Below are 20,236 nucleotides of genomic sequence, written 5' to 3'. Positions count from 1 at the left end.
ACGCACCTCGCCGGACGGTGGGGGACATGCCGCATACTCGAGCCCGTCTGCTCGTTGTTCTGGTCGTCCTCAGCGGATTCCTGACGGTGGCGGGCTCCCCGCCCGCCACCGCCGCCACCCCACCCGACTCCCTCTGGTTCGACGGCACGGCGCTCACCGTGTCGAACGGCCGCTTCACCGACGCCACCGGCCGCGAGGTCGTGCTGCGCGGCTACGACGTCTCCGGCGAGGCCAAGCTGGCCGAGAACGGCGGCCTGCCCTTCGCCTCCGTCACCGACGCCCGCACGTCGGCCAGGGCGCTGCGCGCCCTCGGCGGCGGCAACTCGGTGCGCTTCCTGCTCTCCTGGGCCTACGCCGAACCGGTGCGGGGCCGGGTCGACACCGCCTACCTGGCCGCCGCCACCGACCAGATGCGCGCCTTCCTCGACGCCGGTCTCCGGGTCTACCCCGATTTCCACCAGGACCTGTACTCCCGTCACCTGTTCGACCCGGACAGCTGGTACACGGGCGACGGCGCTCCCCGATGGGCGGTCGACCTGGGCGGCTACCCGGACGAATCCTGCGGCATCTGCTTCTTCTGGGGCCAGAACATCACCCAGAACGGTGCCGTGAAGGCCGCCCAGTACGACTTCTGGCACAACCGGCACGGCCTCCGGGACGCCTTCCTCACCACCGCCCAGCGGACCATGACGTACATCCGCGAGCACCTGACCGAAGGGCAGTTCGCCCACATCGTCGGCTTCGACCCGTACAACGAGCCGTTCGCGGGCACCTACGACCCCGGCCAGAGCAGCCGGGTGTGGGAGCGCGACCTGCTCTGGCCCTTCTACACCGCCTTCCGTGCCCGCATGGACGCGGCCGGCTGGCAGGACAAGCCCGTCCTGGCCGAGCCGAACCTCTTCTGGAACTCCAACATCTCCTTCCAGCGGCACGAGGGCGGCCTGCTCGACGCCGGCCGGCTCGGCCCGCGCTACGTCCTGAACACCCACTTCTACGACCAGAAGGCCATTTCCGGGATCCTGATGTGGGGCAACGCCTCCGACGGCCAGTACGCCGGTGACCTCGGCGCCGTCCGCGACCGCGCGGCGGCGGCCGGGACCGCGGCCGTCGTCAGCGAGTTCGGGCACCCGCTCTCCGGTACGGTCGCGGGCAAGGCCCCCACCGTCCTGAAGGCCATGTACCAGGGCCTCGACTCCCGCGTGAAGGGCGCCGCCTGGTGGTCCGACCCGGCCGCCTCGGGTCCGGTCCTGTCCGGCCAGCAGTGGCAGTGGGACATCTACCACGGCCGCCACCAGGAGCCGATGAACGGCAACCCGGACAAGGTCCTGACCGCCGCGGACGCCTGGAACGACGAGGACCTCTCCGCCGTACGCCTCGACGACAGCGGGGCGGTGACCCTCCGCCAGGACGCCCGGCTGCTGGACCGCCTCTACCCGAGCGCCACCGCCGGCACCACCCTGGCCTTCACCTACGAGGACCGCTCCCGCGACGGTTCCACGGTCCTGACCTGGAACCCGGTGCCGGGCTCCCTGCCGAGCGTGGCCCGGCTGGTCGGCTCCGGCCAGTACGGCGTGCTGGTCTGGCGCTCCGACGGCACCGCGGCGCCCACCGAGCTGCACCTCCCGGCGTCCTTCCCCGCCTCGGCGACGACCGTCGTCTCCGACCTGGGCACGGTGTACGCCCCGCCGTCCTACACCCCGGCCGCACCGGTCGCGGTGGCGCCCGAGCCCGGCGGCACGGGAAGCCGCCGCCTGCTGCTCACCGCGCCGGAACCGGGGGTCCACTACGCGCTGGTGACCAACGGGGCGACGGCTCCGACCGCGGACCTGCTGGCCGCGGCCCGCGCCGAGCTGACGGCGTGGGCCGCGCGGATCAGCTAGCCGACGGGCTCGTCCAGTCGGCGGCCACGTGGCCGACACGCACCCGCTGCGGGTGGTCGCCGACCGGGACGGACACCGTCTTGCGCCCGGTGGCGAAGCTGATGGCGGTGACCTGGTCGGCGCCGCTCTCGGAGATCACACAGCTCTTCCCGTCGCCGCTGACCGTGGCCCAGTACGGCTTGGCCGCGGTCACCAGCGGGCCCTCCTGGAGGGTGGCCCGGTCGACCACCGTCGCGTAGTCGTCCATGGTGCCCGCCACGCACAGCTTGGCGCCGTCGGGGCTCATCGACAGCCCGTGGTGGCGGGAGTCGTTGACGAACGTGGTGCGGTCGTCACCGGTGGCCGGGTTCTTCGGCAGCGTCTTCGTCCGGGTGATCCGGTCCGTGGCGAGGTCGTACTCGAAGAAGCCGTTGAAGAACGACACCTGGAAGTACAGCTTGGACTCGTCGGGGGAGAACACGGCCGGGCGCACCGCGTCCGAGTAGTCCTTGAGCCCGATGGCGTCCAGGCGCGAGCGCATGTCGATGACCTTGACCTGCTGGTAGGTGGTGGCGTCGACGACGGTGATGTGCCGGTCGCCCTTCGTCCAGTCCAGCCAGGGGGCGTCGGTCGCCGTGTTCACGTCGCCGATCGACATGTTGTAGATGTACTTGCCGTCCCTGGTGAAGATGTTCTCGTGGGGCTTGTCGCCGGTGGCGAAGCGGCCCAGCTCCGCGCCGGTGTCGATGTCCAGCACGTGCACGGTGTTCGACAGGGAGGCGGAGACCGCGACGCGCTTGCCGTCCGGTGAGACCGCCATGTGGTCGGAGCGGTAACCGGACACCGGGAAGCGCCAGTTGACCGCCCCGGTGGCCAGGTCGATCGACACCACGTCGGCGAAGCTGGGCCGGGACACCACCACCGAGGTGCCGTCCGGCGTGGAGTACATGTCGTCGACGAACTGGTCGTGGCCCTCGCCGACGCTGTTGCGGATCGCCATGAAGTAGATCCACCGGATCGGGTTGGCGTTGATCTCCGCCATCCGCGCGTCCTTGTCGGGGACGACGTCGATCCGCCCGATCCTGGCGAAGTCACCGGAGGACTTGATGACGTCCGCGGTGCCGTCCCAGTTGTTGCCCACGAACATCACCTCCCGCAGGCCGCCGGCGGAGCCGGCACCGGAGTCGGACGCGGCGCCGGCCGAGGTCGCGGGGACGGCGGCGGTCAGGACGAGGGCGGCGGCTACGGAGCGCAGGTACCTGGGTCTGAAGGCAGGCATGCGGGCTCCCTCCTCTGCGGGCGATGGTGTGTGGGGGCAAGGCGGTACGGCTCTTCCGTCACTGAACACGGCTGCGTTCACGCGGATTTACTGGAAAGTAAGGAAGGGGTGCCCTCCGCCACAAGACTGCGGACACGACAAAATCGATCCGTGACCGACATGGCGGGGGCGGATGGGCGGGGTGCCCCGCACGAGTGGTTCGAGCGCTTGGCTGTCGTGGAGGATCGCGCAGCGCGACCAGTCCAAGTCTCCCCGCGAGCCGACTTGAGCCTTCAACGACCGGCCGGGGCCGGGCTGCCGTACCTGGTCCTGCACAAGGACCTGCGCCGGCGCTTCAGGCCACGGCAGCGAGCAGCCGGCCGAGCGGTCGTCACCGAAGCTGAACCGTCTCGGCGGTGCGGGGTGCAGTTCTTCCGGCAGCGCGGTGGCCGATGAGTTCACCGTCCTCGAACGGTCTACCCGGCGATACGACCGTTCTCGACAGGGGTGCCATGTCCACCATCCAGCCAGTCATCCTGACCGCCGACCACGACGTCCTGCTCGCCTTCTACACGCAACTGTTCGACGCCGAGGAGATCTTCCGGGTACCGGAGGAAGGCCCGGTCTTCTACCTCGGCCTGCGCATCGGCGACACCGACCTCGGGCTGGTGGCCAAGGCGAACCCCGGGGACCGGGAGTCGTCGCGAATCCTGCTCAGCATCTGTGTCGACGACGTCGATGAGACGCTGGCCCGGGTGACAGCCTTGGGCGGCTCGGTCAGCGGTGGCCCCAACGACATGCCGTGGGGACAGCGCGTCGCCCACATCCAGGACCCCGACGGTAATCCGGTGAACCTCACCCAGCCGATCCCGGCCCAGTGACGCCGTTCTCGTCACCCGGGCGCCGGACGCTGGTGACGGACACGTCGTCGCCGTCGGCCGCCAAGCGCGGGTCGTGCCGCAGCACGGCCAGGACAAGGGGCGCGATCCTGCAGGTCGCCGGCGCCCGCCACGCGGACCGTATCGCCGTCGGACCGCCACGCAGAGAATCGGCGAGGTGGTGAACCGCCCTGGCTCCGGTGGAGATCCACCCGCGCACCGGGGCGGTGCGTCGAGACGGCGGTCCCCCACCCGCGACAGCCGGGACGGACGTGTGGAGCGGGCTGCGGCGTGGCGGTGGCATCCGGGCCCGGCGTGAGGCCGGTCGGGGGGCGGGGATGATGCCGGCCCCCCGGGTCTGCCCGACATACTCCGACCTCTGCGCACCCCGCGCGCCGGAGCCCGCCGGCTCACCCGAGCTGCCGGACCGCCGCCTGCACCGTCTGTTCCAGCAGCACGGCGATGGTCATCGGGCCGACGCCGCCCGGTACCGGCGTGATCAGTGAGGCCCGTTCGACGGCCGAGTCGAAGTCGACGTCGCCGACGTTGCCCGGGTTGTATCCGGCGTCGAGCACGACCGCGCCCGGCTTGAGGTCGCGGCCCGTGATCAGCCCGGGACGGCCCACGGCGGCGACCACGATGTCCGCCTCGCGCACCGCCGCCGACAGGTCCCGGGTGCGGGAGTGGCAGTACGTCACGGTGGCGTCCCGGGCCAGCAGCAGCATGCCCGCCGGCTTGCCGAGGATGGCGCTGCGGCCCACGACCACCGCTCGCTTGCCGGCCGGGTCGACGTCGTACTCGTCGAGGAGCCGCATGATGCCGCCCGGGGTGCAGGACACGAAGCCCGGCAGGCCGAAGCTCATCGCCGCGAACGACGCGAAGGTCACCCCGTCGACGTCCTTGTGCGGAGCGATCGCCTCGAACGCGGCCCGCTCGTCGATGTGGTCGCCCACCGGGTGCTGCAGCAGGATGCCGTGCACGGTCGGGTCGTCGGACAACGCGCCCAGCGTGTCCACCAGTTCCTCGGTGGTCGTGGCGGCGGGCAGCGCCACGTGCCGCGAGCCGATGCCGGCCTTGCGGCAGCGGTTCTGCTTCATCCGCACGTAGGTGACGGACGCGGGGTCCTCGCCGACCAGGACGGTCGCCAGACAGGGCGTCGTACCGGTGCGGCCGGTGAGGTCGGCCGCCTTCTTCGCGGTCTCCTCGACGATGCGGCGGGCGAGCGCGGTGCCGTCCATGAGCCGGGCCTGAGACATGATCCACTCCTGAGCTGGTCGAGCTTGTCGCCCAGGCGCACGGCATCGGATGTCTGTCCGGCCGCTCCCCGGTGGTGCTCCACCTCAGCGCCAGTCACGGCCTCGAACAGGATAGCGGCACGTGAGAAGGCCCGGATCGCCGGACGGGCGACCCGGGCCCGGACGACCGGCCCTCCTCGTTCGGCTACTCCTCGTCCCACGCCTGGATCATGATCTGCTGGGCGATCTTGCCGTCCCGCAGTGTGATCATCGACTCCGACAGGACCCGGACGCCGTCCGCGTACTCGCACGACTCGCTGTAGGCGGCCCGGTCGCCCTGGACCACACACCCCTCCATCCGGTGCGTCATGTCGCGGCTGTACACGTCGTCGAGCATCCGGGCGATCTCACCCCGGCCGTGCAGCACTGTGGGGTGGCTCGGCTGGCTGTTGCGGTCGACGATGCGCAGCTCCGCGTCGTCGGCGTACAGCGACAGCAGGTTGTTGCCGGTGTTTCCCTCCACAGCCCTGCGCAGCGTCTCGCTGTCGAAGCTGGAGCCCGTCGCGGTGCCCATGGTGACCTCCCTGAGAGGGCCGCGGACCGAGCGGAGACATGCCGCGTGACCCTCACCTCCGAGCGTCCTCCGCCCCGACCGGGTCGGCAAGCGCAGGGCCGCCTGTGCGCCTCACGGGTGAGCGGTGCGGCCCGGCCGTGTCCGCGGCAGGCCTCCGCGCGTTGCTGAGGGCATGATCTCCACTCGACGCATCGTCGCCGCCGCCTGTCTCGCCGTCGGGGCCACGGGCCTCGGCGCGCCGATGGCGAACGCGGCCGGCGCCCCGGAAACCGGCCAGATCAACCCGATCGCCACGCTGGACTCGCTCGCCGTCAGCGACATCCCCGCCGAGCACCGGGACGACATGCCCCGCGTGTCCCGCCAGCTGGCCGAGCTGAACAAGGTGAACGAGCTGAACCGGCTCAACGAGCTCCACCAGGTCACCGACCTGGTCGCCCCCGTCACCGGGCTGCTCCCCGCCGTCCAGGCCTGACCGCCGCCCGCACCGCCCCAGGGGCCGTCCGGCCGGGCGGCCCCTCTCAGCGTCCGACGCCGCTCCGCTCCTCCGTCCGTACGAGGTCGCGGGGCGATACGCCCAGGGCCCGGGCCGCCCCCGCAGGCGGACGGCCGTGATGGTCCCCTCGGCGATCAGCGGCGTCTAGGGTCGTCGCAGGGACAGCAATCCGCGACGGAAGGGGCAGCCTGATGGCGCAGGAAGTGCGCGGCGTGATCGCACCGGGCAAGAACGAACCGGTACGGGTGGAGACCGTCGTCGTACCTGACCCCGGACCCGGCGAGGCCGTGGTGCGGGTGCAGGCGTGCGGCGTCTGCCACACCGATCTGCACTACAAACAGGGCGGCATCAACGACGACTTCCCCTTCCTGCTCGGCCACGAGGCGGCGGGCGTCGTCGAGTCGGTCGGCGAGAACGTCACCGACGTGGCGCCCGGCGACTTCGTGGTCCTCAACTGGCGTGCGGTGTGCGGGAACTGCCGGGCCTGTCTGCGCGGCCGCCCCTGGTACTGCTTCGCCACGCACAACGCCGCCCGGAAGATGACCCTCACCGACGGCACCGAGCTCTCGCCCGCCCTCGGCATCGGTGCGTTCGCCGAGAAGACCCTGGTGGCCGCCGGCCAGTGCACCAAGGTCGACCCCGCGGTCTCCCCGGCGGTGGCCGGACTGCTCGGCTGCGGAGTCATGGCCGGCATCGGCGCCGCGATCAACACCGGCGGCGTGGGCCGCGGTGACTCCGTCGCCGTCATCGGCTGCGGCGGCGTCGGCGGCGCGGCCGTCGCCGGAGCGCACCTGGCCAGCGCCGCCCGCGTCATCGCCGTCGACCTCGACGACCGCAAGCTCGACACCGCCCGTACCCTCGGCGCCACCCACACCGTCAACGCCGAGCAGACCGATCCCGTCGAGGCGATCCGCGAACTGACCGGCGGTTTCGGCGCCGACGTGGTCATCGAGGCGGTCGGCCGCCCCGAGACCTACCGGCAGGCGTTCTACGCCCGGGACCTGGCCGGCACGGTCGTCCTCGTCGGCGTGCCCACGCCGGAGATGAAGCTGGAACTGCCGCTGCTGGACGTCTTCGGCCGGGGCGGGGCGCTGAAATCCTCCTGGTACGGCGACTGCCTGCCCTCCCGCGACTTCCCCATGCTGATCGACCTGCACCTGCAGGGCCGCCTGCCGCTCGACGCGTTCGTCACCGAGACCGTCGGGCTGGACCAGGTGGAGCAGGCGTTCGAGCGGATGCACCACGGCGACGTGCTGCGCTCGGTGGTGGTGCTGTGATGGGCGCCCGCGTCGAACGCCTCGTCACCTCAGGCCGGTTCACCCTCGACGGCGGCAGCTGGGACGTCGAGAACAACGTGTGGATCGTCGGAGACGACCACGAGGCGATCGTCATCGACGCCGCCCACGACGCCCGTGCCGTCGCCGAGGCCGTCGGCGACCGCCGGCTGACCGCCATCGTCTGCACCCACGCCCACAACGACCACATCGACGCCGCCCCCGCGCTGGCCGAACTCACCGGCGCCACCATCTGGCTGCACCCCGACGACCTGCCGCTGTGGAGGCTCACTCACCCCCACCGCGAGCCCGACGGGCACCTCGTCGACGGTCAGGTCATCGAGGCCGGCGGCGCCGACCTGACCGTCCTGCACACCCCCGGCCACGCTCCCGGCGCGGTGTGCCTCCACGACCCCGGGCTCGGTGTCGTCTTCACCGGCGACACCCTCTTCCGGGGCGGCCCCGGGGCCACCGGACGGTCGTACTCGCACTTCCCGACGATCGTCGCCTCGATCCGCGACCGGCTGCTCACCCTGCCGGCCGGCACCAAGGTGCTCACCGGCCACGGCGACTCCACCACCATCGGCGCCGAGGCTCCCCACCTGGCGGAGTGGGAGCGGCGCGGGCACTGAGCGGTCCGCCCGTCCGGTGTCCCTCCGGAAACGGCGACAGAAGGTGTCCGGTTTCCACGCCACCCTGAGGGGACACCGCAGACAAGGGACCGGGAGGCAGCAGGACATGTCAGGACCGCTCGACGGCAAGGTGGCACTGGTGGCCGGGGCGACCCGCGGCGCGGGCCGCGGGATCGCCGTGGAACTGGGCGCGGCCGGCGCCACCGTCTACGTCACCGGCCGCACCACCCGAACGCGTCGCTCGGAGTACGACCGCCCCGAGACCATCGAGGACACCGCCGACCTGGTGACCCGGGCCGGCGGCCGGGGCGTAGCCGTAGCCACCGACCACCTCGAACCCGACCAGGTGCGCGCGCTGATCGCCCGCATCGACGAGGAACAGGGCGCACTCGACGTCCTCGTCAACGACATCTGGGGCGGCGAACACCTCTTCGCGTGGGACACCCCCGTCTGGGAGCACGACCTCGACAACGGGCTCAGACTGCTGCGGCTGGCGGTCGACACCCACGCGATCACCAGCCACCACGCGCTGCCGCTGATGCTGCGCCGGCCCGGCGGACTCGTCGTCGAGGTCACCGACGGCACCGCCGAGTACAACCGCGACACCTACCGCAACAGCTTCTTCTACGACCTGGCCAAGACCGCAGTGCTGCGCATGGGCTTCGCCCTCGGCCGGGAACTCGGCCCGCGCGGCGCCACCGCCGTCGCGCTCACCCCGGGCTGGCTGCGCTCGGAGATCATGCTGGACCAGTTCGGCGTCCGCGAGGACACCTGGCGCGACGCCCTGGAACAGGTCCCGCACTTCGCCATCTCGGAGTCGCCCCGCTACGTCGGCCGGGCGGTCGCCGCCCTCGCCGCCGACCCGGACGTGGCGCGCTGGAACGGACAGTCCCTCTCCAGTGGCGGGCTCGCCCGGGTGTACGGCTTCACCGACCTCGACGGCAGCCGGCCGGACGCCTGGCGCTACCTGGTGGAGGTCCAGGACGCGGGCAAGCCGGCCGACACCACCGGCTACCGCTGAGCATCACCGGCCCCGGCTCCCTGCCGTCCGGTCACCGGCCAGCGTGCCGAGTGCCCCGGCGGCAGGGCGAGGTCCTCCCGCACGGCGGCGTAGTAGCCCTCGCGGCCGGCCCGCTGCCGGTCCAGCAGGGCCTGCCAGGCGGCCCGGTCGCGCTCGCCGGCGCGGACGGACCCCTCCATCTCCATCACCACGGTCACCCACGCCCGCGCCCGTTCCACCACCTCCCGGCTGCCCAGCATGATCAGCGCCTCCCCGGCCGGATCACGGACGTCCGCCGCCGCCACCAGCAGCGGCTCCGCCTCCGCGGGCGACAGGGGATGCGGATGCGAGCCGCTGCCCAGGTGGGCGGCGACCCGGTAGGCGACCGTCACCGACTTCTTCACCGCCCGCGCGTAGTCGCTGTAGACCATGAGCCGCCGCTCCTCCCAGTGTGCCGCCCGCTCCCGCCGGAACCGCGCCCGGTCACCCCGGACGACGGCCAGGTAGGATCCGAGCGCGCCGATCACGACGCCGATGAGTGCGGGCAGTTGCTGTATGAAGGCAGACATGGACGCACGGTATCCGCAGCGTCGGCCGGCGCGGGCCTCGCACAGCGGTCACGGCACCGCGACGGTCGCCGGGCGGCGAAGTTCACCGTTTCGTCACGGCTCGCGGCCGGGGCAACCCTGGGCGCCGTCCGGCTGTCTAGGAATACGACATCGCGGACGACACGCCGGAATGAGGGAGCAGCATGGGGGACGTACGCAGACGAGGGGTGGTCGCCCTCGGGGTGGCGGGGCTGGTCGCGCCGCTGACCATGGTGCTGGGGGCGGCGCCGGCCGAGGCCGCGAGCTGCACCACGAAGGCGGGGCCGTACCAGAAGCAGGTGGAGAGGTTCCTCGGCCGTCCCGTCGACGGCCGGCAGTCCACCGCCGACTGCAAGGCCGTCCAGGCCTTCCAGACCAAGCACGGCATCAGCCCGAACATCGGCTACGCGGGACCCGTCACCTGGGGCGTTATGGATCTCATGAACAAGCAGAAGGCCGTGGGCAAGAACCCCAACCGGGACCGCAAGTGCCCCACGAACAAGGGCCGCATCGCCTGCGTCAACCTCAGCCTGCAGATCAGCTGGATCCAGGACGGCAGCCGGCTCGTCTACGGTCCGGTGCCGGTGCGCACCGGCCGTGACGGGTACGAGACCCGCACCGGGCTGAAGAAGGTCTACTGGCGCAACAAGAACCACTTCTCGACGATCTACCACGTGCCCATGCCGTACAGCCAGTTCTTCGACGGCGGGCAGGCCTTCCACTCGGTCGGCGTGTCCATGTGGAACCCGCCGGGCTCCCACGGCTGTGTGAACATGACCAAGACGGCGGCCGCGAAGTACTGGTCGCTGCTCAGGAACGGCGACGACGTCTACGTCTACGGGCGCAAGCCCGGCACCTGAGCACCCTGAGCCGGCCAGGCCGGGGCGGTCCGACCGCCCCGGCCTCTCGGTGCAGGGGCACGGTGGTGCGCGTGATCAGTAACACGGTCCGAAATGTCTGGAATATTACGTATTAACTCACACGGCCTTCACCTCCTACCCCGTAAGATTCACACCATGTCCACCAGTGTTGAATCCGTTTCCGAGCGATCGGCCGTGGAGGTCAACGAGGAGATCCGGGCCCTGTGGCTCCGGTCGGGCGGGACACTGAGCGTCGAGCAGCGTGAGGAATACCAGCGGCTCGTCATGGAGTGGGCCGCCGTGGCCCCGCAGCGGGCGAAGGCGGCCTGACCACCGCCTCACCGCGCGAGGCCGACCCCCTCGCCACGACCCCCGGATCCCTCGGATCCCTCCTCAGCCCCACGTCGTCGAGTAATGGCGTTGGTACGCCCTGCGATCCTGCTCCGTGCGGATGTAGCGGGTGGCGGCCAGCGCCACCAGACTGCCCGCGATCACCAGCAGACCCGGCCCGAGGTTGCGCGGGTCGGTGAGTCGCGCGGCCAGCGTCCGCCCGGCCGTGCCGTCCGTCACCGGAGCCGAGGCCCCGGGGGAGACCGCGTCCGGCGCGCTCGCCGGTGCCGACGGCTGCGGAGCCGCCGCCGACGGCGCGTTCTGGCTGCCGGCCCCCTGGCCGCCCGCGCCTCCCGCGGACACGATCAGCTTCACCTTCAACTGGCTCAGCGCCGTCGTGACCGGCTGGAAGAACGTCGTGCCGCCCGACGCGCAGTCGCCACTGCCGCCGGACGTCACGCCGAGTGCGATCCCCTCCGAGAACAACGGTCCACCGCTGTCCCCCGGTTCGGCGCACACGTCGGTCTCGATCAGCCCCGTGACCGTGCCCTCCGGATAGTTCACCGTCGCGTTGAGCGCGGTCACCCGGCCGTCGCGCAGCCCGCTGGTACTGCCGCTGCGGAAGACCCGCTGCCCCACCGACGCGTCGCCCAGGCCCGTGATCCGCACCCCCGTGCCGCTGCCGATGGCGACCACGTCGGCGCCCTCGCCCGCCGTGCCGCCCGCGTACTCCACCAGGGAGAAGTCCCCGCCGGGAAAGCTCGCCGCGACCGTGCGCCCCACCTGCCGGTTGCCGCCGGTGTCCGCGAACCACACCGAACCCTGCGGCCCGCAGTGCCCCGCGGTCAGGATGTAGTCCCGCCGCCCGTCGGTGACGTTGAACCCGGCCGAGCAGCGGCCGCCGGTCGACAGGATCGGCTGGGCGCCGTTGAGACGCGGCGAGAAGGTCCCCTCGGAGCGCTCCATCCTCACGAAGCTCCCCACCCGGTCCGCCACCCGGGTCAGCCGCGCCCAGTCCGCCGCCGACACCGTGCTGTCGCCGCGCACCACCACCCGGTTGTGCTGATAGTCCATGGCCCAGGCGGTCCCCGGCACCCGGGGCGCCGAACGCAGCGCCTCCGTGGCCGACCTGAGCTCGTTCATGCTGTGCCCGACGACCTTCGCCTCGGCGCCCGAGCGCCGCACCTGCGCCGCCGTCCGCTCGTCGGTCACCGCGACCACCGTCCGCCCGTCGGCCCCGACCCAGCTGCCCGCCGTACGGGAGTCACCGAGCCGGGCCACCAGCTCCGCGCCGGTCTCCGCGAAGGTCCGTGCCGCGCCCCGGGGGAGCGCCGAACCGTCCGCCGGCTCGCTCGCCAGCGCCGCCTGTGTGACCATCGCCCCTCCCAGGAGGAGCCCGCCGACGGCCGCCAGCCGTGTCACCCGCCGGACGATTCGTCGTCGTACGTGCCTCATGCATGGCTCCCGAACACCGAACGCGCGGCCTCGACACCGCGGGGCGCTCCGGTCGTCGAGTGCCCACATTCCATACGGGCCGAGGCCCGGCCGCGTTCAGGCGGCGGCGATCATCGCTTGACCGCGACCCCGCCGAACATCGCGACCTCCTCCGGCTCGGTGCCGTCGGTGCCCTCGGGGCGCCAGCGGGAACAGGACACCACGCCCGGCTCCAGCAGCTGAAGCCCGTCGAAGAACCGGGCGACGGCCTCCGGGGTGCGCTGGGTCAGCTTCGGCGTGCCGTGCTCGTTCCAGAACTTCACGGCCTCGTCCACGTCCGGCATCGACGGGCTGGTCACCGTGTGGGACAGCACCAGGTGGCTGCCCGAGGGCAGCCGGTCGACCAGCCCCCGCACCAGGCCGTAGGGGTCCTCGTCGTCGCCGACGAAGATGACCACGCCCAGCAGCATCAGCGCCACCGGACGGCTGAAGTCCAGTATCTCGGCGGCGTGTTCGAGTATCACGTCGATGTTGCGCAGATCCTCGTCGAGGTAGTCGGTGCGGCCCTCCGGCGTGCTGGTGAGCAGCGCGCGGGCGTGCGCCAGGACCAGCGGGTCGTTGTCGACGTAGACGATCCGCGACTCCGGGGCGAGCCGCTGCGCGACCTCGTGCGTGTTGTCGGCGGTGGGCAGCCCGGTGCCGATGTCGAGGAACTGGCGGATGCCCGCCTCGGTCACCAGGTGGCGCACGGCGCGGCCCAGGAAGAGCCGGTCCTCGCGCGCGTAGTCGCCGATGCCCGGGTGGAGCTGCCGGATCTGGTCCCCGGCCGCCCGGTCGACCTCGTAGTTGTCCTTGCCGCCCAGCCAGTAGTTCCAGATCCGGGCGGTGTGCGGCTGGGTGGTGTTGATACGGTCGCGCAGCTGCTTGGCGGCGTGGGCTGCGGACGGCGAGGTGTCGGTCACGGCTGGGCTCCTGCGGATGCTGGTGAATCAGAGGTCAACGAGCAATCTAGACCCAGCAGTTGATCTCCACAGCACATATCCGACGGCCCGGCCGCCGCGCTCGGCCCAGGGGCTCCCCTCCGGCAGCGGCGGCGCCGGCCACGCACGGCTGGATCCGGCCACCTCGGCGGCAGTCCCCGGCGAGGCCGTACACCGGACGGCCGCAGCCCCGCGCGCTGAGCGGCCCCCTCCGGGGCCGGGATCCGCCACGGCCACGCCCGCCGGCAGGCGGTCGCCCGTCGTCGCCGCCGTACCGCCTCGGCCACCCGGCGCCGTTGACCCGGACAGGCGCGGGGGCGTCGGCCTAGACTGCCCGCCATGGACGACACGACGCTGGACGCGCTCAGCGCGGGCAAGTACCTGCTGATCACCAGCTACCGCAAGAACGGCACCGGCGTCCCGACGCCGGTGTGGGTGGTGCGCGACGGGGACGGCCTCGGGGTGTGGACCGCGGCCGACTCCTGGAAGGTGCGCCGGATCCGGGCGCGCGGCGACGTCCTCGTCGGCCCCTGCGACATGCGCGGCCGTCCGACCGGCGAGCAGGTCCCGGCCACCGCCGAGGTCGTGGACGCGGCCACCGCCGGCCGCTACCGGCAGCTCATCGCCCGCAAGTACGGCATCATGGGTCGGCTCACCCTGCTGGGCAGCCGGCTCCGCGGCGGCGCCGACCGCACCGTCGGTATCCGCGTCACCCTGTGACACCGGTACGCCCGCGCAGCGCGCGGCGCTGACGCGCACAGGGGCCCGGACCGCGTGGCCCGGGCCCCCTCGGCACCTACGGACTACGACGCGTCCAGCACCGTGCCCGTCAACACCAGGCCGCCGGGCCGGGGTTCGTCGTCGTCCCAGCTGATCTCCTCGAACCGCACCGACTCGGCGCGCTCCCTCACGTCGTCGACGACGGTCGGCACGCTCCAGTCGACGCCGGTGCTGCCCGCGGGAACGGACAGCCCCACCCACAGGTCCGCCTGGGACAGCGGCCGCTCGGGGTCGGGCTCCGAACCGGTCTGCTCCCGCAGCCAGTTCGCGTCCACGTCCTTGGTGGACAGCTCGTCGGCGACCGGCTGGGTCCGGAACAGCTTCCAGATCTCGGTGTCGGCGGCCTCCGAGAGCGTCAACCGCCAGGCGAGGGCCTGGCCCTCTGTCACCCGGTCGGCCACGGGCGTGATCGTCACGGTGGGCATCGCGTCGTCGTTCTCGACCAGGACCCCACCCCGGTAGGAGCCCACCACGGTGCCCCGCACTGCCTTGACGAGGATGTCGTGCCGGACGTCCTCGGAGTAGCGGGTGTTGCCCCGCACCTCCACCGACACGTCGATGTCCTGGCCGCCGGGCCGGACGGTCACCAGCTTGTCCCGGGTCTCACCGGTCACCGGGTCGACGGTGTAGACGCGGACCTGGCCGCTGCCGCGACCCGACACCCGGACGGGCATCCGGTAGGTGCGCACGCCCTCGTCGCCCTCCTTGACCACCGTACGGCCGACGTCGACGCGTGACAGAGCGGTCGGCCGCACCGACGGGGTACCCGGGCGCCAGCCCCAGGCGTCCATCAGCCAGGCCTGCCCCGACGGTGAGCGCGGCGTCAGCTCGAGGGAGCGGACGTGCCGCAGGTCGAGTCCGGCGCGGGCGGCGGCGGTGAGCGGGACGCGCAGCTCCCGGGCCCAGTAGGAGGCAGTCGACTCGCTGCCGGGCAGACCGTCGACGGTGATCCGGCCGAGTGCGGCCCGGCGTCCGGAGGTGTCGGTGACGGCCACGTCCAGCCGGGTGCCGGTGGTGTTCGGCGGCACGAAGACCCGCAGCGCGAGGCTGTGGGACCCGGCCAGCGACAGCGGCTCGGGCGGGCGGACGGTGGTGGTGGCGCCGGGCGCCGACCACCCCAGCGCCACGGCCCGGCGGTCGGTCTCCCGGTCGGTGTCCCAGCGCGCGAAGTGCGGCGAGCGGCCCTGGCCCTCCGGATCGAGGCAGGCGGCCGCGGGGTCGGGGTCGACAGCCGCGCAGAGCCGGCCGCCGGTCACCCGCACCGGACCGTCGGGCAGGAACCCGGCGCCGCGTGCCGCACCCACGGCGTGCGTGAGCACCCGGGCGGGATCGGCGGACGGCGCGCGCAGTCCGGTGCCGTCGAGCAGCGGACGCGCCCGGTCGTCACCGGCGACGAACAGCCGCGCCGCGGCGGCGATGTAGGTGGCGCCCGCCCGGTGCTGCTGGTCGGCGGTCAGCCGGGTCGGCGCGTTCGCCGAGCAGACCGGGTCCGGCTGCTCCGGGTCGCTCCAGAAGTCGTCCGTGGCGGGCGCCTCGGCCTGGCCCGGCGTCCACTCGGTGTTGAAGAAGTTGTGGTTGGCGCCCACCACGTAGACCGCGCTGTGCAGCGCGGTGCCGCGGCTCACCCCTCGCGTGCCGTCCACGAACACCTCGCCCTGCAGGTCGGACACATCGCCGTCGCACCCCGGCAGGATGGTCGTGGAGGGCACGTCGGCGACCGGGTTCTGGCCGAAGATCGTCGGTCCGATGAGGACGGTGCCGCGCACCGTCCAGCGCACCCTGCCCCGGTAGCCGTCCTGGTCGGCGGGCGGCGGGTAGAGGCTGTCCATCGCGGCCCGGTTGACGCCCTCGCCGCCTCTGGAGTGGCCCACCAGCAGAACCCGGCGCAGATCGGCCCGGGTGAGCCCGCGCAGGGCGGCCGGGGCCTTCGCCGGGTGGGCGGACCAGTCGGCCCAGCGGTCCAGGTGCCGGCGCACTAGCGAGGAGCGGGCCTGGGCGCCGCCGTCCTCGGCCTGCCAGTCCTGGCCGTTGATGCCGTTCGCGGAGATCGACACCGTCAGATATCCCTGGGATGCCAGCAGTTGCTGGTCCCGCAGGTAGCCCCTGTGGCTGGGGATCGGCCGGTAGCCGTCGGCGCAGGGCCAGTCGCCGGTGACGTCGTCCTCGGTGCCCGGCTTGTAGCAGGTGGCGTGGCGGCCGTGCAGGAACAGTGCGAGCGGCCGCCTGCCGACCGCCCCGGCCGGCGCCACCACCTCGGCGCGCATCTCCACGGGCTCGGGGAAGCCGGGCAGCCGCACCGGGTCGAGGTCGTACGCGGCGCGCTGCGTGCCGTACGGGCCCGGTGAACCGGGGTCCACCGCGCCCGCGGGCGCCTTCCGGGCGCCCGCCGCCGGTGGGGCGGCCGCGGGGGAGCGACGGCCGCCGCGGGCGTCCCGCGGCGGCCCGTCGGGCGTGTCCAACCGCCGCCCCGCAGCGATGACTTGGAGGTCTCCGAGGTCCTGGAGGTCGGTGGTGGCGGCGTCGTCCAGGCTGAGCCGGAAGGTCCGGCCGTCCTCGCCGGGCGCCGGGACGCCGAGGAGCCGGTCGTTCGCGTGGAACTCCACGCGTGCGTCGCCCATGGGCACGGGCGACGGCGAGCGCCAGATCAGCTGTTCGCCGGACATCTGCCAGCCTGGCGGCAGTTCAGTGCCGGACACCGTGGTCAGCGGTGCGCTTCCGGGCGGTTGCTGGGCCTGTGCCAGCCCCGGTGATGCCGCCAGCGCCGCGAGCGCCGCGACGGCGGTCACACCTATTCGCCGGGCACGGATCAATGGTCGTCCCCTCTCCACACGAGGTGCGCGGGCGGCCCGTCGGTCTCGGGAGCCCCGCACGCCCCGGAGGATGCGGAGGACGATCTGTGGGTTGCCTGTGCGCGCGGGCGCGGCCCGGCGTGCGCAAGGATCCGGACACCGGGGCCGGCGGTCCGCACGGGGGCGGTCGGCGACCCGCTCGACCGGCGGCCGGCCGAGGGCCGGTCAGGTCCAGGCGCGGTAGGGCTCGTCGATCAGCTGGAAGACCGGCTCGCCCCGGACCGGGTCCTGGGCGGTGGACAGCCGTACCCGGTCGCCGCTGTGGATGCCGATCGGCGGGCCCATCACCCGGCCGCGCAGCACGAACCCCTCGGCCATCTCGATCAGCGAGACGTTGCGCGCGGCCGGCGTGTTGCGGTGCACCACCGTCGAGTGGCGCACGGTGCCCACCCCCTCACTGCGCTCGGTGCGCAGTTCACTGCCCCGGCACACCGGACACAGCACCCGGTGGTACATGGCGGTGCCGCACCAGGTGCAGCGCTGGAACACGATGGTCTCGCCGTCGCCGCGGCCGCGGTCGAGCACGCCCGCCGTGGTTCCGGCCTGCTGCGACACGGCGCTTGTCGAGTGGTGGTACACGCTGGTCAACTCCCTGCGCTCGCCCTGGGACCGCGCGCGGGACGCGACACGCACGCGGGTGCGCGGTTCACCGTGCCACCGTGCACGGCCTCAGCGTATGGCACTGAGTGCCACCCGTAAAGGCACTGCGTACCCCGAATCTGCGGGAGCCGGGCCGGTGCTCAGCTTCGACCGAGGGTCGTCTCGATCTCCTGCACCACCCGCCACAGCGGGGCGTCGCGCCGGGAGACGACCACCACGACGTCCTCGGGCCGCTCGTCGGCCGGCGGCACGGGGGAGGCGCCGAACGCCGACTGCACGTACGCCAGCGCGTGGTCGACGGTGGCCGTCGCGTCCCCCCGCCCGTCCGAGCGCAGCCAGGAGCGCAGCGCGTTGTTGTGCGAGGCGACCACCGCCGCCGCGATCACGTCTGCCTGCAGTGTGCCGTCGCGCCGTCCGGTGAACCGCCCGCGCAGATACTCCGCGAGCGCGCGCTCGTAGCGCCACACCACGCTCAGTTCGTAGGCCCGCAGTCCCGGCACCTGCTTGGTGAGCCGGTAGCGCTGCACCGAGAAGGAGGGGTTCTCGGCGTACATCCGCAGCACCAGCCGGGCCGCGTCGCACACCCGGCGCACCGGGTCCGCCGCGTCGTCGCCCGCGGCGAGGAACGCGGTCATGTCGGCCAGGCACCGCTCGTGGTCGGGGAAGACCACGTCCTCCTTCGAGGGGAAGTAGCGGAAGAACGACCGCCGCCCGACACCGGCCAGCGCGACGATGTCGTCGACCGTCGTCTGTTCGTACCCCCGCTCCAGGAACAGCCGGAAGGCCGCCGCGACGAGGGCGTCCCGCATCGGCGGCCTGGCCTCCGCCTTGTCACTGGAGATCATGGTGGGAACGTAGCACGCCATGGCACTCAGTTCCCTCGGCGCAGGGAACTGAGTACCTCCCGGACCGGGCGCGGGCCGGGCCCAGGGCCCCGGCATACCCTGGCCGTCCGCAGGAGACCACCCCGAGCCCGATCCGGAGAACCGCATGGCCGTCGCCCGCCCCCGCCTCCTCTACGTCACCGATCTGGCGTACCCCGCGCGCGGGCGCCGCTACTGCGACGAGGACATCTTCCTGACCTCCCGGCTGCGCGCCGACTTCGACCTCGCACTGTGCCACCCGTGCGACGCGGCCGCCCTGATGGACGCCTTCGACGCCGTCGTCGTCCGCAACAGCGGCCCGGTCCTCGCGTACCGGCGGGAGTACGACGCCTTCCGGGAGCGCGCGCTGCGCGAGGGAACCCCGGTCTACAACCCGCTCACCGGGCGGGCGGACATGGCCGGCAAGCAGTACCTCCTCGACCTGACCACCGCCGGGTTCCCCGTCATCCCCACCGTCGACCGGCCCGAGGACCTCGGGCTGCTGCCCCCCGCGGACCGTTATGTCGTCAAGCCGAAGCTGGGCGCCGACTCCATAGGCCTGCGGATCGTGCCGGGCGAGGAACTGCCCGGCCTCGCCGACGGCAAGGTTCTCGTCCAGCCGCGCGTCGACTTCTCCTACGAGGTCTCCTTCTACTTCGTCGACCACGCCTTCCAGTACGCGCTGTACACCCCCGACCCTCGCCGGCGCTGGGAGCTGGCCCCCTACGAGGCGTCCCCGGCGGACCTGGAGTTCGCGCGCCGCTTCATCGAGTGGAACGGGCTCGCGCACGGCGTGCAGCGCGTCGACGCCTGCCGTGCGCCCGAGGGCGGACTGCTCCTCGTGGAACTGGAGGACCTCAACCCGTACCTGTCCCTCGACACCCTCGACGACCGGGGGCGGGACGCCTTCGTGGCCGCGCTGACGGCCTCCCTGTACCGCTTCCTCGCGCGCTGAACCCTCCCCGGGCCGCACCCGTATCACTCCCCGGGGAGCCACGGCAGCGAAGGAGACAAGGGTGCCCACACCGCCCGAACCGGGGGAGTCCCGGCAGCGAGAAGTCCTCGAACCGATCCGGGTGATACGGCACCGGAGCACCGACGCCCTCGCGGAACTCTTCCGCGAACTCACCGAGGACCCGCCCGCCGCCGCCCCGGCCACGCCTCGCGCTCCGTCCGTCCGGGACGCCGGGCCGCCGCGACCGGGGCCCGCGACGCGGAGGCGGCGCGCCGCCGTGGCGGCCGGCGCGGCGCCGGCCGCCACCGTCCCCGCCGTGCTCCCGGGCCGCCGGCGCGCCGCGGTCGCCGGCGGGATCCTCGCCGCCGCCCTGGCCGGGTTCGGCAGTGCGCTGCTGCTTCCGGACCGGGGGGACGCGACGGCGACTCCGCCGCCGTCGACGCCGGCCGGCCCGTCCGCCCCGGTGACCTCGGACCGGACCGGCATCCTCCGGGAGGGTGACATCGGGCCGGAGGTGAGCGAGCTGCAGCGGCGCCTCGGACGCATCCCGGACGTCTACGACGCGCGCGCCGCCGACGGCCGCTACGACAGCGCCCTCACCGAGGCCGTCGCCCGTTTCCAGCTCTGGTACGGCGTCCGCGGCGACGAGACCGGTGTGTACGGCGACGACACGCGCCGCGAACTGGAGGCGCGGACGTAGGGGACCACCGGACCGGGGCGGGGCCGGTCGGCCCGGCCGGGAGAGGTGTGGCGCGTGTCACAATGAGGGCCGGGTCGACGGGCGTTCGGCACCTC

General features: G+C 72.9%; 20 protein-coding genes and 1 riboswitch. Of the genes, 11 read left to right on the top strand and 9 right to left on the bottom strand.

What is annotated here, in order from left to right; all coding sequences use genetic code 11:
- The first annotated feature begins 26 nt into the window (after positions 1 to 26).
- On the top strand, positions 27 to 1,880 hold the full coding sequence (locus tag AC3ET3_RS15670; RefSeq protein ID WP_435612336.1) for an endoglycosylceramidase: 1,854 nt from the start codon (positions 27 to 29) through the stop codon (positions 1,878 to 1,880).
- On the opposite strand, the gene AC3ET3_RS15665 is transcribed toward AC3ET3_RS15670, so the two are convergent.
- On the bottom strand, positions 1,873 to 3,138 hold the full coding sequence (locus AC3ET3_RS15665; protein WP_435612335.1) for a YncE family protein: 1,266 nt from the start codon (positions 3,136 to 3,138) through the stop codon (positions 1,873 to 1,875). The two genes, AC3ET3_RS15670 and AC3ET3_RS15665, sit on opposite strands and share 8 nt — an antisense overlap.
- Before the next feature lie 491 nt (positions 3,139 to 3,629).
- On the opposite strand from AC3ET3_RS15665, the gene AC3ET3_RS15660 reads away from it, so the two are divergent.
- Positions 3,630 to 3,998 carry a VOC family protein gene (locus AC3ET3_RS15660; RefSeq protein WP_432136431.1) on the top strand — a complete coding sequence of 123 codons (369 nt, stop codon included), beginning with the start codon at positions 3,630 to 3,632 and terminating at the stop codon, positions 3,996 to 3,998.
- A 407-nt stretch (positions 3,999 to 4,405) separates the two neighbouring features.
- On the opposite strand, the gene AC3ET3_RS15655 is transcribed toward AC3ET3_RS15660, so the two are convergent.
- Together AC3ET3_RS15655 and AC3ET3_RS15650 are read right to left on the bottom strand one after the other, a co-directional pair.
- The gene (locus AC3ET3_RS15655) at positions 4,406 to 5,251 is read right to left on the bottom strand and encodes a bifunctional 5,10-methylenetetrahydrofolate dehydrogenase/5,10-methenyltetrahydrofolate cyclohydrolase (RefSeq protein ID WP_432136432.1); all 846 of its coding nucleotides are present in this window, start codon (positions 5,249 to 5,251) and stop codon (positions 4,406 to 4,408) included.
- A gap of 22 nt (positions 5,252 to 5,273) precedes the next feature.
- A riboswitch (ZMP/ZTP riboswitch) is annotated at positions 5,274 to 5,359 on the bottom strand.
- A 76-nt stretch (positions 5,360 to 5,435) separates the two neighbouring features.
- Positions 5,436 to 5,804 (bottom strand): nuclear transport factor 2 family protein, encoded by a 369-nt coding sequence (locus AC3ET3_RS15650; RefSeq protein ID WP_432136433.1) that lies wholly within the window; start codon positions 5,802 to 5,804, stop codon positions 5,436 to 5,438.
- Positions 5,805 to 5,976: 172 nt separating this feature from the next.
- On the opposite strand from AC3ET3_RS15650, the gene AC3ET3_RS15645 reads away from it, so the two are divergent.
- The 4 genes from AC3ET3_RS15645 (at position 5,977) to AC3ET3_RS15630 (ending at position 9,224) form a co-directional block, all read left to right on the top strand.
- Entirely contained in the window at positions 5,977 to 6,276 is a 300-nt protein-coding gene (locus tag AC3ET3_RS15645; protein ID WP_432155231.1) for a hypothetical protein, read from the top strand.
- A 212-nt stretch (positions 6,277 to 6,488) separates the two neighbouring features.
- Positions 6,489 to 7,574, top strand: coding sequence for an S-(hydroxymethyl)mycothiol dehydrogenase (locus AC3ET3_RS15640; protein ID WP_435612334.1), 1,086 nt, complete (start codon positions 6,489 to 6,491; stop codon positions 7,572 to 7,574).
- Positions 7,574 to 8,203 (top strand): MBL fold metallo-hydrolase, encoded by a 630-nt coding sequence (locus AC3ET3_RS15635; RefSeq protein WP_432136436.1) that lies wholly within the window; start codon positions 7,574 to 7,576, stop codon positions 8,201 to 8,203. The genes AC3ET3_RS15640 and AC3ET3_RS15635 overlap by 1 nt, the downstream gene beginning before the upstream one ends.
- A gap of 106 nt (positions 8,204 to 8,309) precedes the next feature.
- Positions 8,310 to 9,224 carry an SDR family oxidoreductase gene (locus AC3ET3_RS15630; RefSeq protein ID WP_435612333.1) on the top strand — a complete coding sequence of 305 codons (915 nt, stop codon included), beginning with the start codon at positions 8,310 to 8,312 and terminating at the stop codon, positions 9,222 to 9,224.
- On the opposite strand, the gene AC3ET3_RS15625 is transcribed toward AC3ET3_RS15630, so the two are convergent.
- Positions 9,215 to 9,772, bottom strand: a complete 558-nt coding sequence (locus AC3ET3_RS15625) for a hypothetical protein (RefSeq protein WP_432136438.1) — start codon at positions 9,770 to 9,772, stop codon at positions 9,215 to 9,217. The two genes, AC3ET3_RS15630 and AC3ET3_RS15625, sit on opposite strands and share 10 nt — an antisense overlap.
- Before the next feature lie 182 nt (positions 9,773 to 9,954).
- On the opposite strand from AC3ET3_RS15625, the gene AC3ET3_RS15620 reads away from it, so the two are divergent.
- Positions 9,955 to 10,650: a L,D-transpeptidase family protein gene (locus tag AC3ET3_RS15620; protein WP_432136439.1), complete on the top strand. Its 696-nt coding sequence runs from the start codon at positions 9,955 to 9,957 to the stop codon at positions 10,648 to 10,650.
- Between the two features lie 156 nt (positions 10,651 to 10,806).
- On the top strand, positions 10,807 to 10,980 hold the full coding sequence (locus tag AC3ET3_RS15615) for a hypothetical protein (protein WP_432136440.1): 174 nt from the start codon (positions 10,807 to 10,809) through the stop codon (positions 10,978 to 10,980).
- 63 nt (positions 10,981 to 11,043) lie between these two features.
- On the opposite strand, the gene AC3ET3_RS15610 is transcribed toward AC3ET3_RS15615, so the two are convergent.
- A complete protein-coding gene (locus AC3ET3_RS15610; protein ID WP_432136441.1) occupies positions 11,044 to 12,435 on the bottom strand; it encodes a S1 family peptidase in 1,392 nt (463 codons plus the stop codon).
- A gap of 110 nt (positions 12,436 to 12,545) precedes the next feature.
- Positions 12,546 to 13,376: an SAM-dependent methyltransferase gene (locus AC3ET3_RS15605; RefSeq protein WP_432155229.1), complete on the bottom strand. Its 831-nt coding sequence runs from the start codon at positions 13,374 to 13,376 to the stop codon at positions 12,546 to 12,548.
- Between the two features lie 357 nt (positions 13,377 to 13,733).
- On the opposite strand from AC3ET3_RS15605, the gene AC3ET3_RS15600 reads away from it, so the two are divergent.
- Positions 13,734 to 14,114, top strand: coding sequence for a PPOX class F420-dependent oxidoreductase (locus AC3ET3_RS15600; RefSeq protein WP_432136443.1), 381 nt, complete (start codon positions 13,734 to 13,736; stop codon positions 14,112 to 14,114).
- 83 nt (positions 14,115 to 14,197) lie between these two features.
- Here AC3ET3_RS15600 and AC3ET3_RS15595 read toward each other — a convergent pair whose 3' ends face one another.
- The 3 genes from AC3ET3_RS15595 to AC3ET3_RS15585 form a co-directional block, all read right to left on the bottom strand.
- The gene (locus AC3ET3_RS15595; RefSeq protein WP_435612332.1) at positions 14,198 to 16,984 is read right to left on the bottom strand and encodes an alpha/beta hydrolase; all 2,787 of its coding nucleotides are present in this window, start codon (positions 16,982 to 16,984) and stop codon (positions 14,198 to 14,200) included.
- Between the two features lie 204 nt (positions 16,985 to 17,188).
- Positions 17,189 to 17,602 (bottom strand): Zn-ribbon domain-containing OB-fold protein, encoded by a 414-nt coding sequence (locus tag AC3ET3_RS15590; RefSeq protein WP_432136445.1) that lies wholly within the window; start codon positions 17,600 to 17,602, stop codon positions 17,189 to 17,191.
- A gap of 161 nt (positions 17,603 to 17,763) precedes the next feature.
- A complete protein-coding gene (locus AC3ET3_RS15585; protein WP_432136536.1) occupies positions 17,764 to 18,432 on the bottom strand; it encodes a TetR family transcriptional regulator in 669 nt (222 codons plus the stop codon).
- Positions 18,433 to 18,613: 181 nt separating this feature from the next.
- Here AC3ET3_RS15585 and AC3ET3_RS15580 point away from each other — a divergent pair, with 181 nt between their 5' ends.
- Complete coding sequence (locus AC3ET3_RS15580; RefSeq protein ID WP_435612331.1) at positions 18,614 to 19,441, top strand: ATP-grasp domain-containing protein; 828 nt, start codon at positions 18,614 to 18,616, stop codon at positions 19,439 to 19,441.
- Between the two features lie 61 nt (positions 19,442 to 19,502).
- On the top strand, positions 19,503 to 20,141 hold the full coding sequence (locus AC3ET3_RS15575; protein WP_435612330.1) for a peptidoglycan-binding domain-containing protein: 639 nt from the start codon (positions 19,503 to 19,505) through the stop codon (positions 20,139 to 20,141).
- Positions 20,142 to 20,236 lie beyond the last annotated feature (95 nt).

The organism is Streptomyces sp. bgisy159, from assembly GCF_057707805.1.
This window is presented reverse-complemented; position numbering and strand designations above follow the sequence as displayed.

Bases quoted from the DNA above. Each gene is read 5' to 3' on its own strand.
- AC3ET3_RS15610 (WP_432136441.1), bottom strand. From the start codon at position 12,435: ATGAGGCACGTACGACGACGAATCGTCCGGCGGGTGACACGGCTGGCG.
- AC3ET3_RS15615 (WP_432136440.1), top strand. From the start codon at position 10,807: ATGTCCACCAGTGTTGAATCCGTTTCCGAGCGATCGGCCGTGGAGGTC.
- AC3ET3_RS15580 (WP_435612331.1), top strand. From the start codon at position 18,614: ATGGCCGTCGCCCGCCCCCGCCTCCTCTACGTCACCGATCTGGCGTAC.
- AC3ET3_RS15600 (WP_432136443.1), top strand. From the start codon at position 13,734: ATGGACGACACGACGCTGGACGCGCTCAGCGCGGGCAAGTACCTGCTG.
- AC3ET3_RS15655 (WP_432136432.1), bottom strand. From the start codon at position 5,251: ATGTCTCAGGCCCGGCTCATGGACGGCACCGCGCTCGCCCGCCGCATC.
- AC3ET3_RS15630 (WP_435612333.1), top strand. From the start codon at position 8,310: ATGTCAGGACCGCTCGACGGCAAGGTGGCACTGGTGGCCGGGGCGACC.
- AC3ET3_RS15670 (WP_435612336.1), top strand. From the start codon at position 27: ATGCCGCATACTCGAGCCCGTCTGCTCGTTGTTCTGGTCGTCCTCAGC.
- AC3ET3_RS15585 (WP_432136536.1), bottom strand. From the start codon at position 18,432: ATGCGGGACGCCCTCGTCGCGGCGGCCTTCCGGCTGTTCCTGGAGCGG.
- AC3ET3_RS15660 (WP_432136431.1), top strand. From the start codon at position 3,630: ATGTCCACCATCCAGCCAGTCATCCTGACCGCCGACCACGACGTCCTG.
- AC3ET3_RS15635 (WP_432136436.1), top strand. From the start codon at position 7,574: ATGGGCGCCCGCGTCGAACGCCTCGTCACCTCAGGCCGGTTCACCCTC.
- AC3ET3_RS15645 (WP_432155231.1), top strand. From the start codon at position 5,977: ATGATCTCCACTCGACGCATCGTCGCCGCCGCCTGTCTCGCCGTCGGG.
- AC3ET3_RS15625 (WP_432136438.1), bottom strand. From the start codon at position 9,772: ATGTCTGCCTTCATACAGCAACTGCCCGCACTCATCGGCGTCGTGATC.
- AC3ET3_RS15650 (WP_432136433.1), bottom strand. From the start codon at position 5,804: ATGGGCACCGCGACGGGCTCCAGCTTCGACAGCGAGACGCTGCGCAGG.
- AC3ET3_RS15620 (WP_432136439.1), top strand. From the start codon at position 9,955: ATGGGGGACGTACGCAGACGAGGGGTGGTCGCCCTCGGGGTGGCGGGG.
- AC3ET3_RS15665 (WP_435612335.1), bottom strand. From the start codon at position 3,138: ATGCCTGCCTTCAGACCCAGGTACCTGCGCTCCGTAGCCGCCGCCCTC.
- AC3ET3_RS15640 (WP_435612334.1), top strand. From the start codon at position 6,489: ATGGCGCAGGAAGTGCGCGGCGTGATCGCACCGGGCAAGAACGAACCG.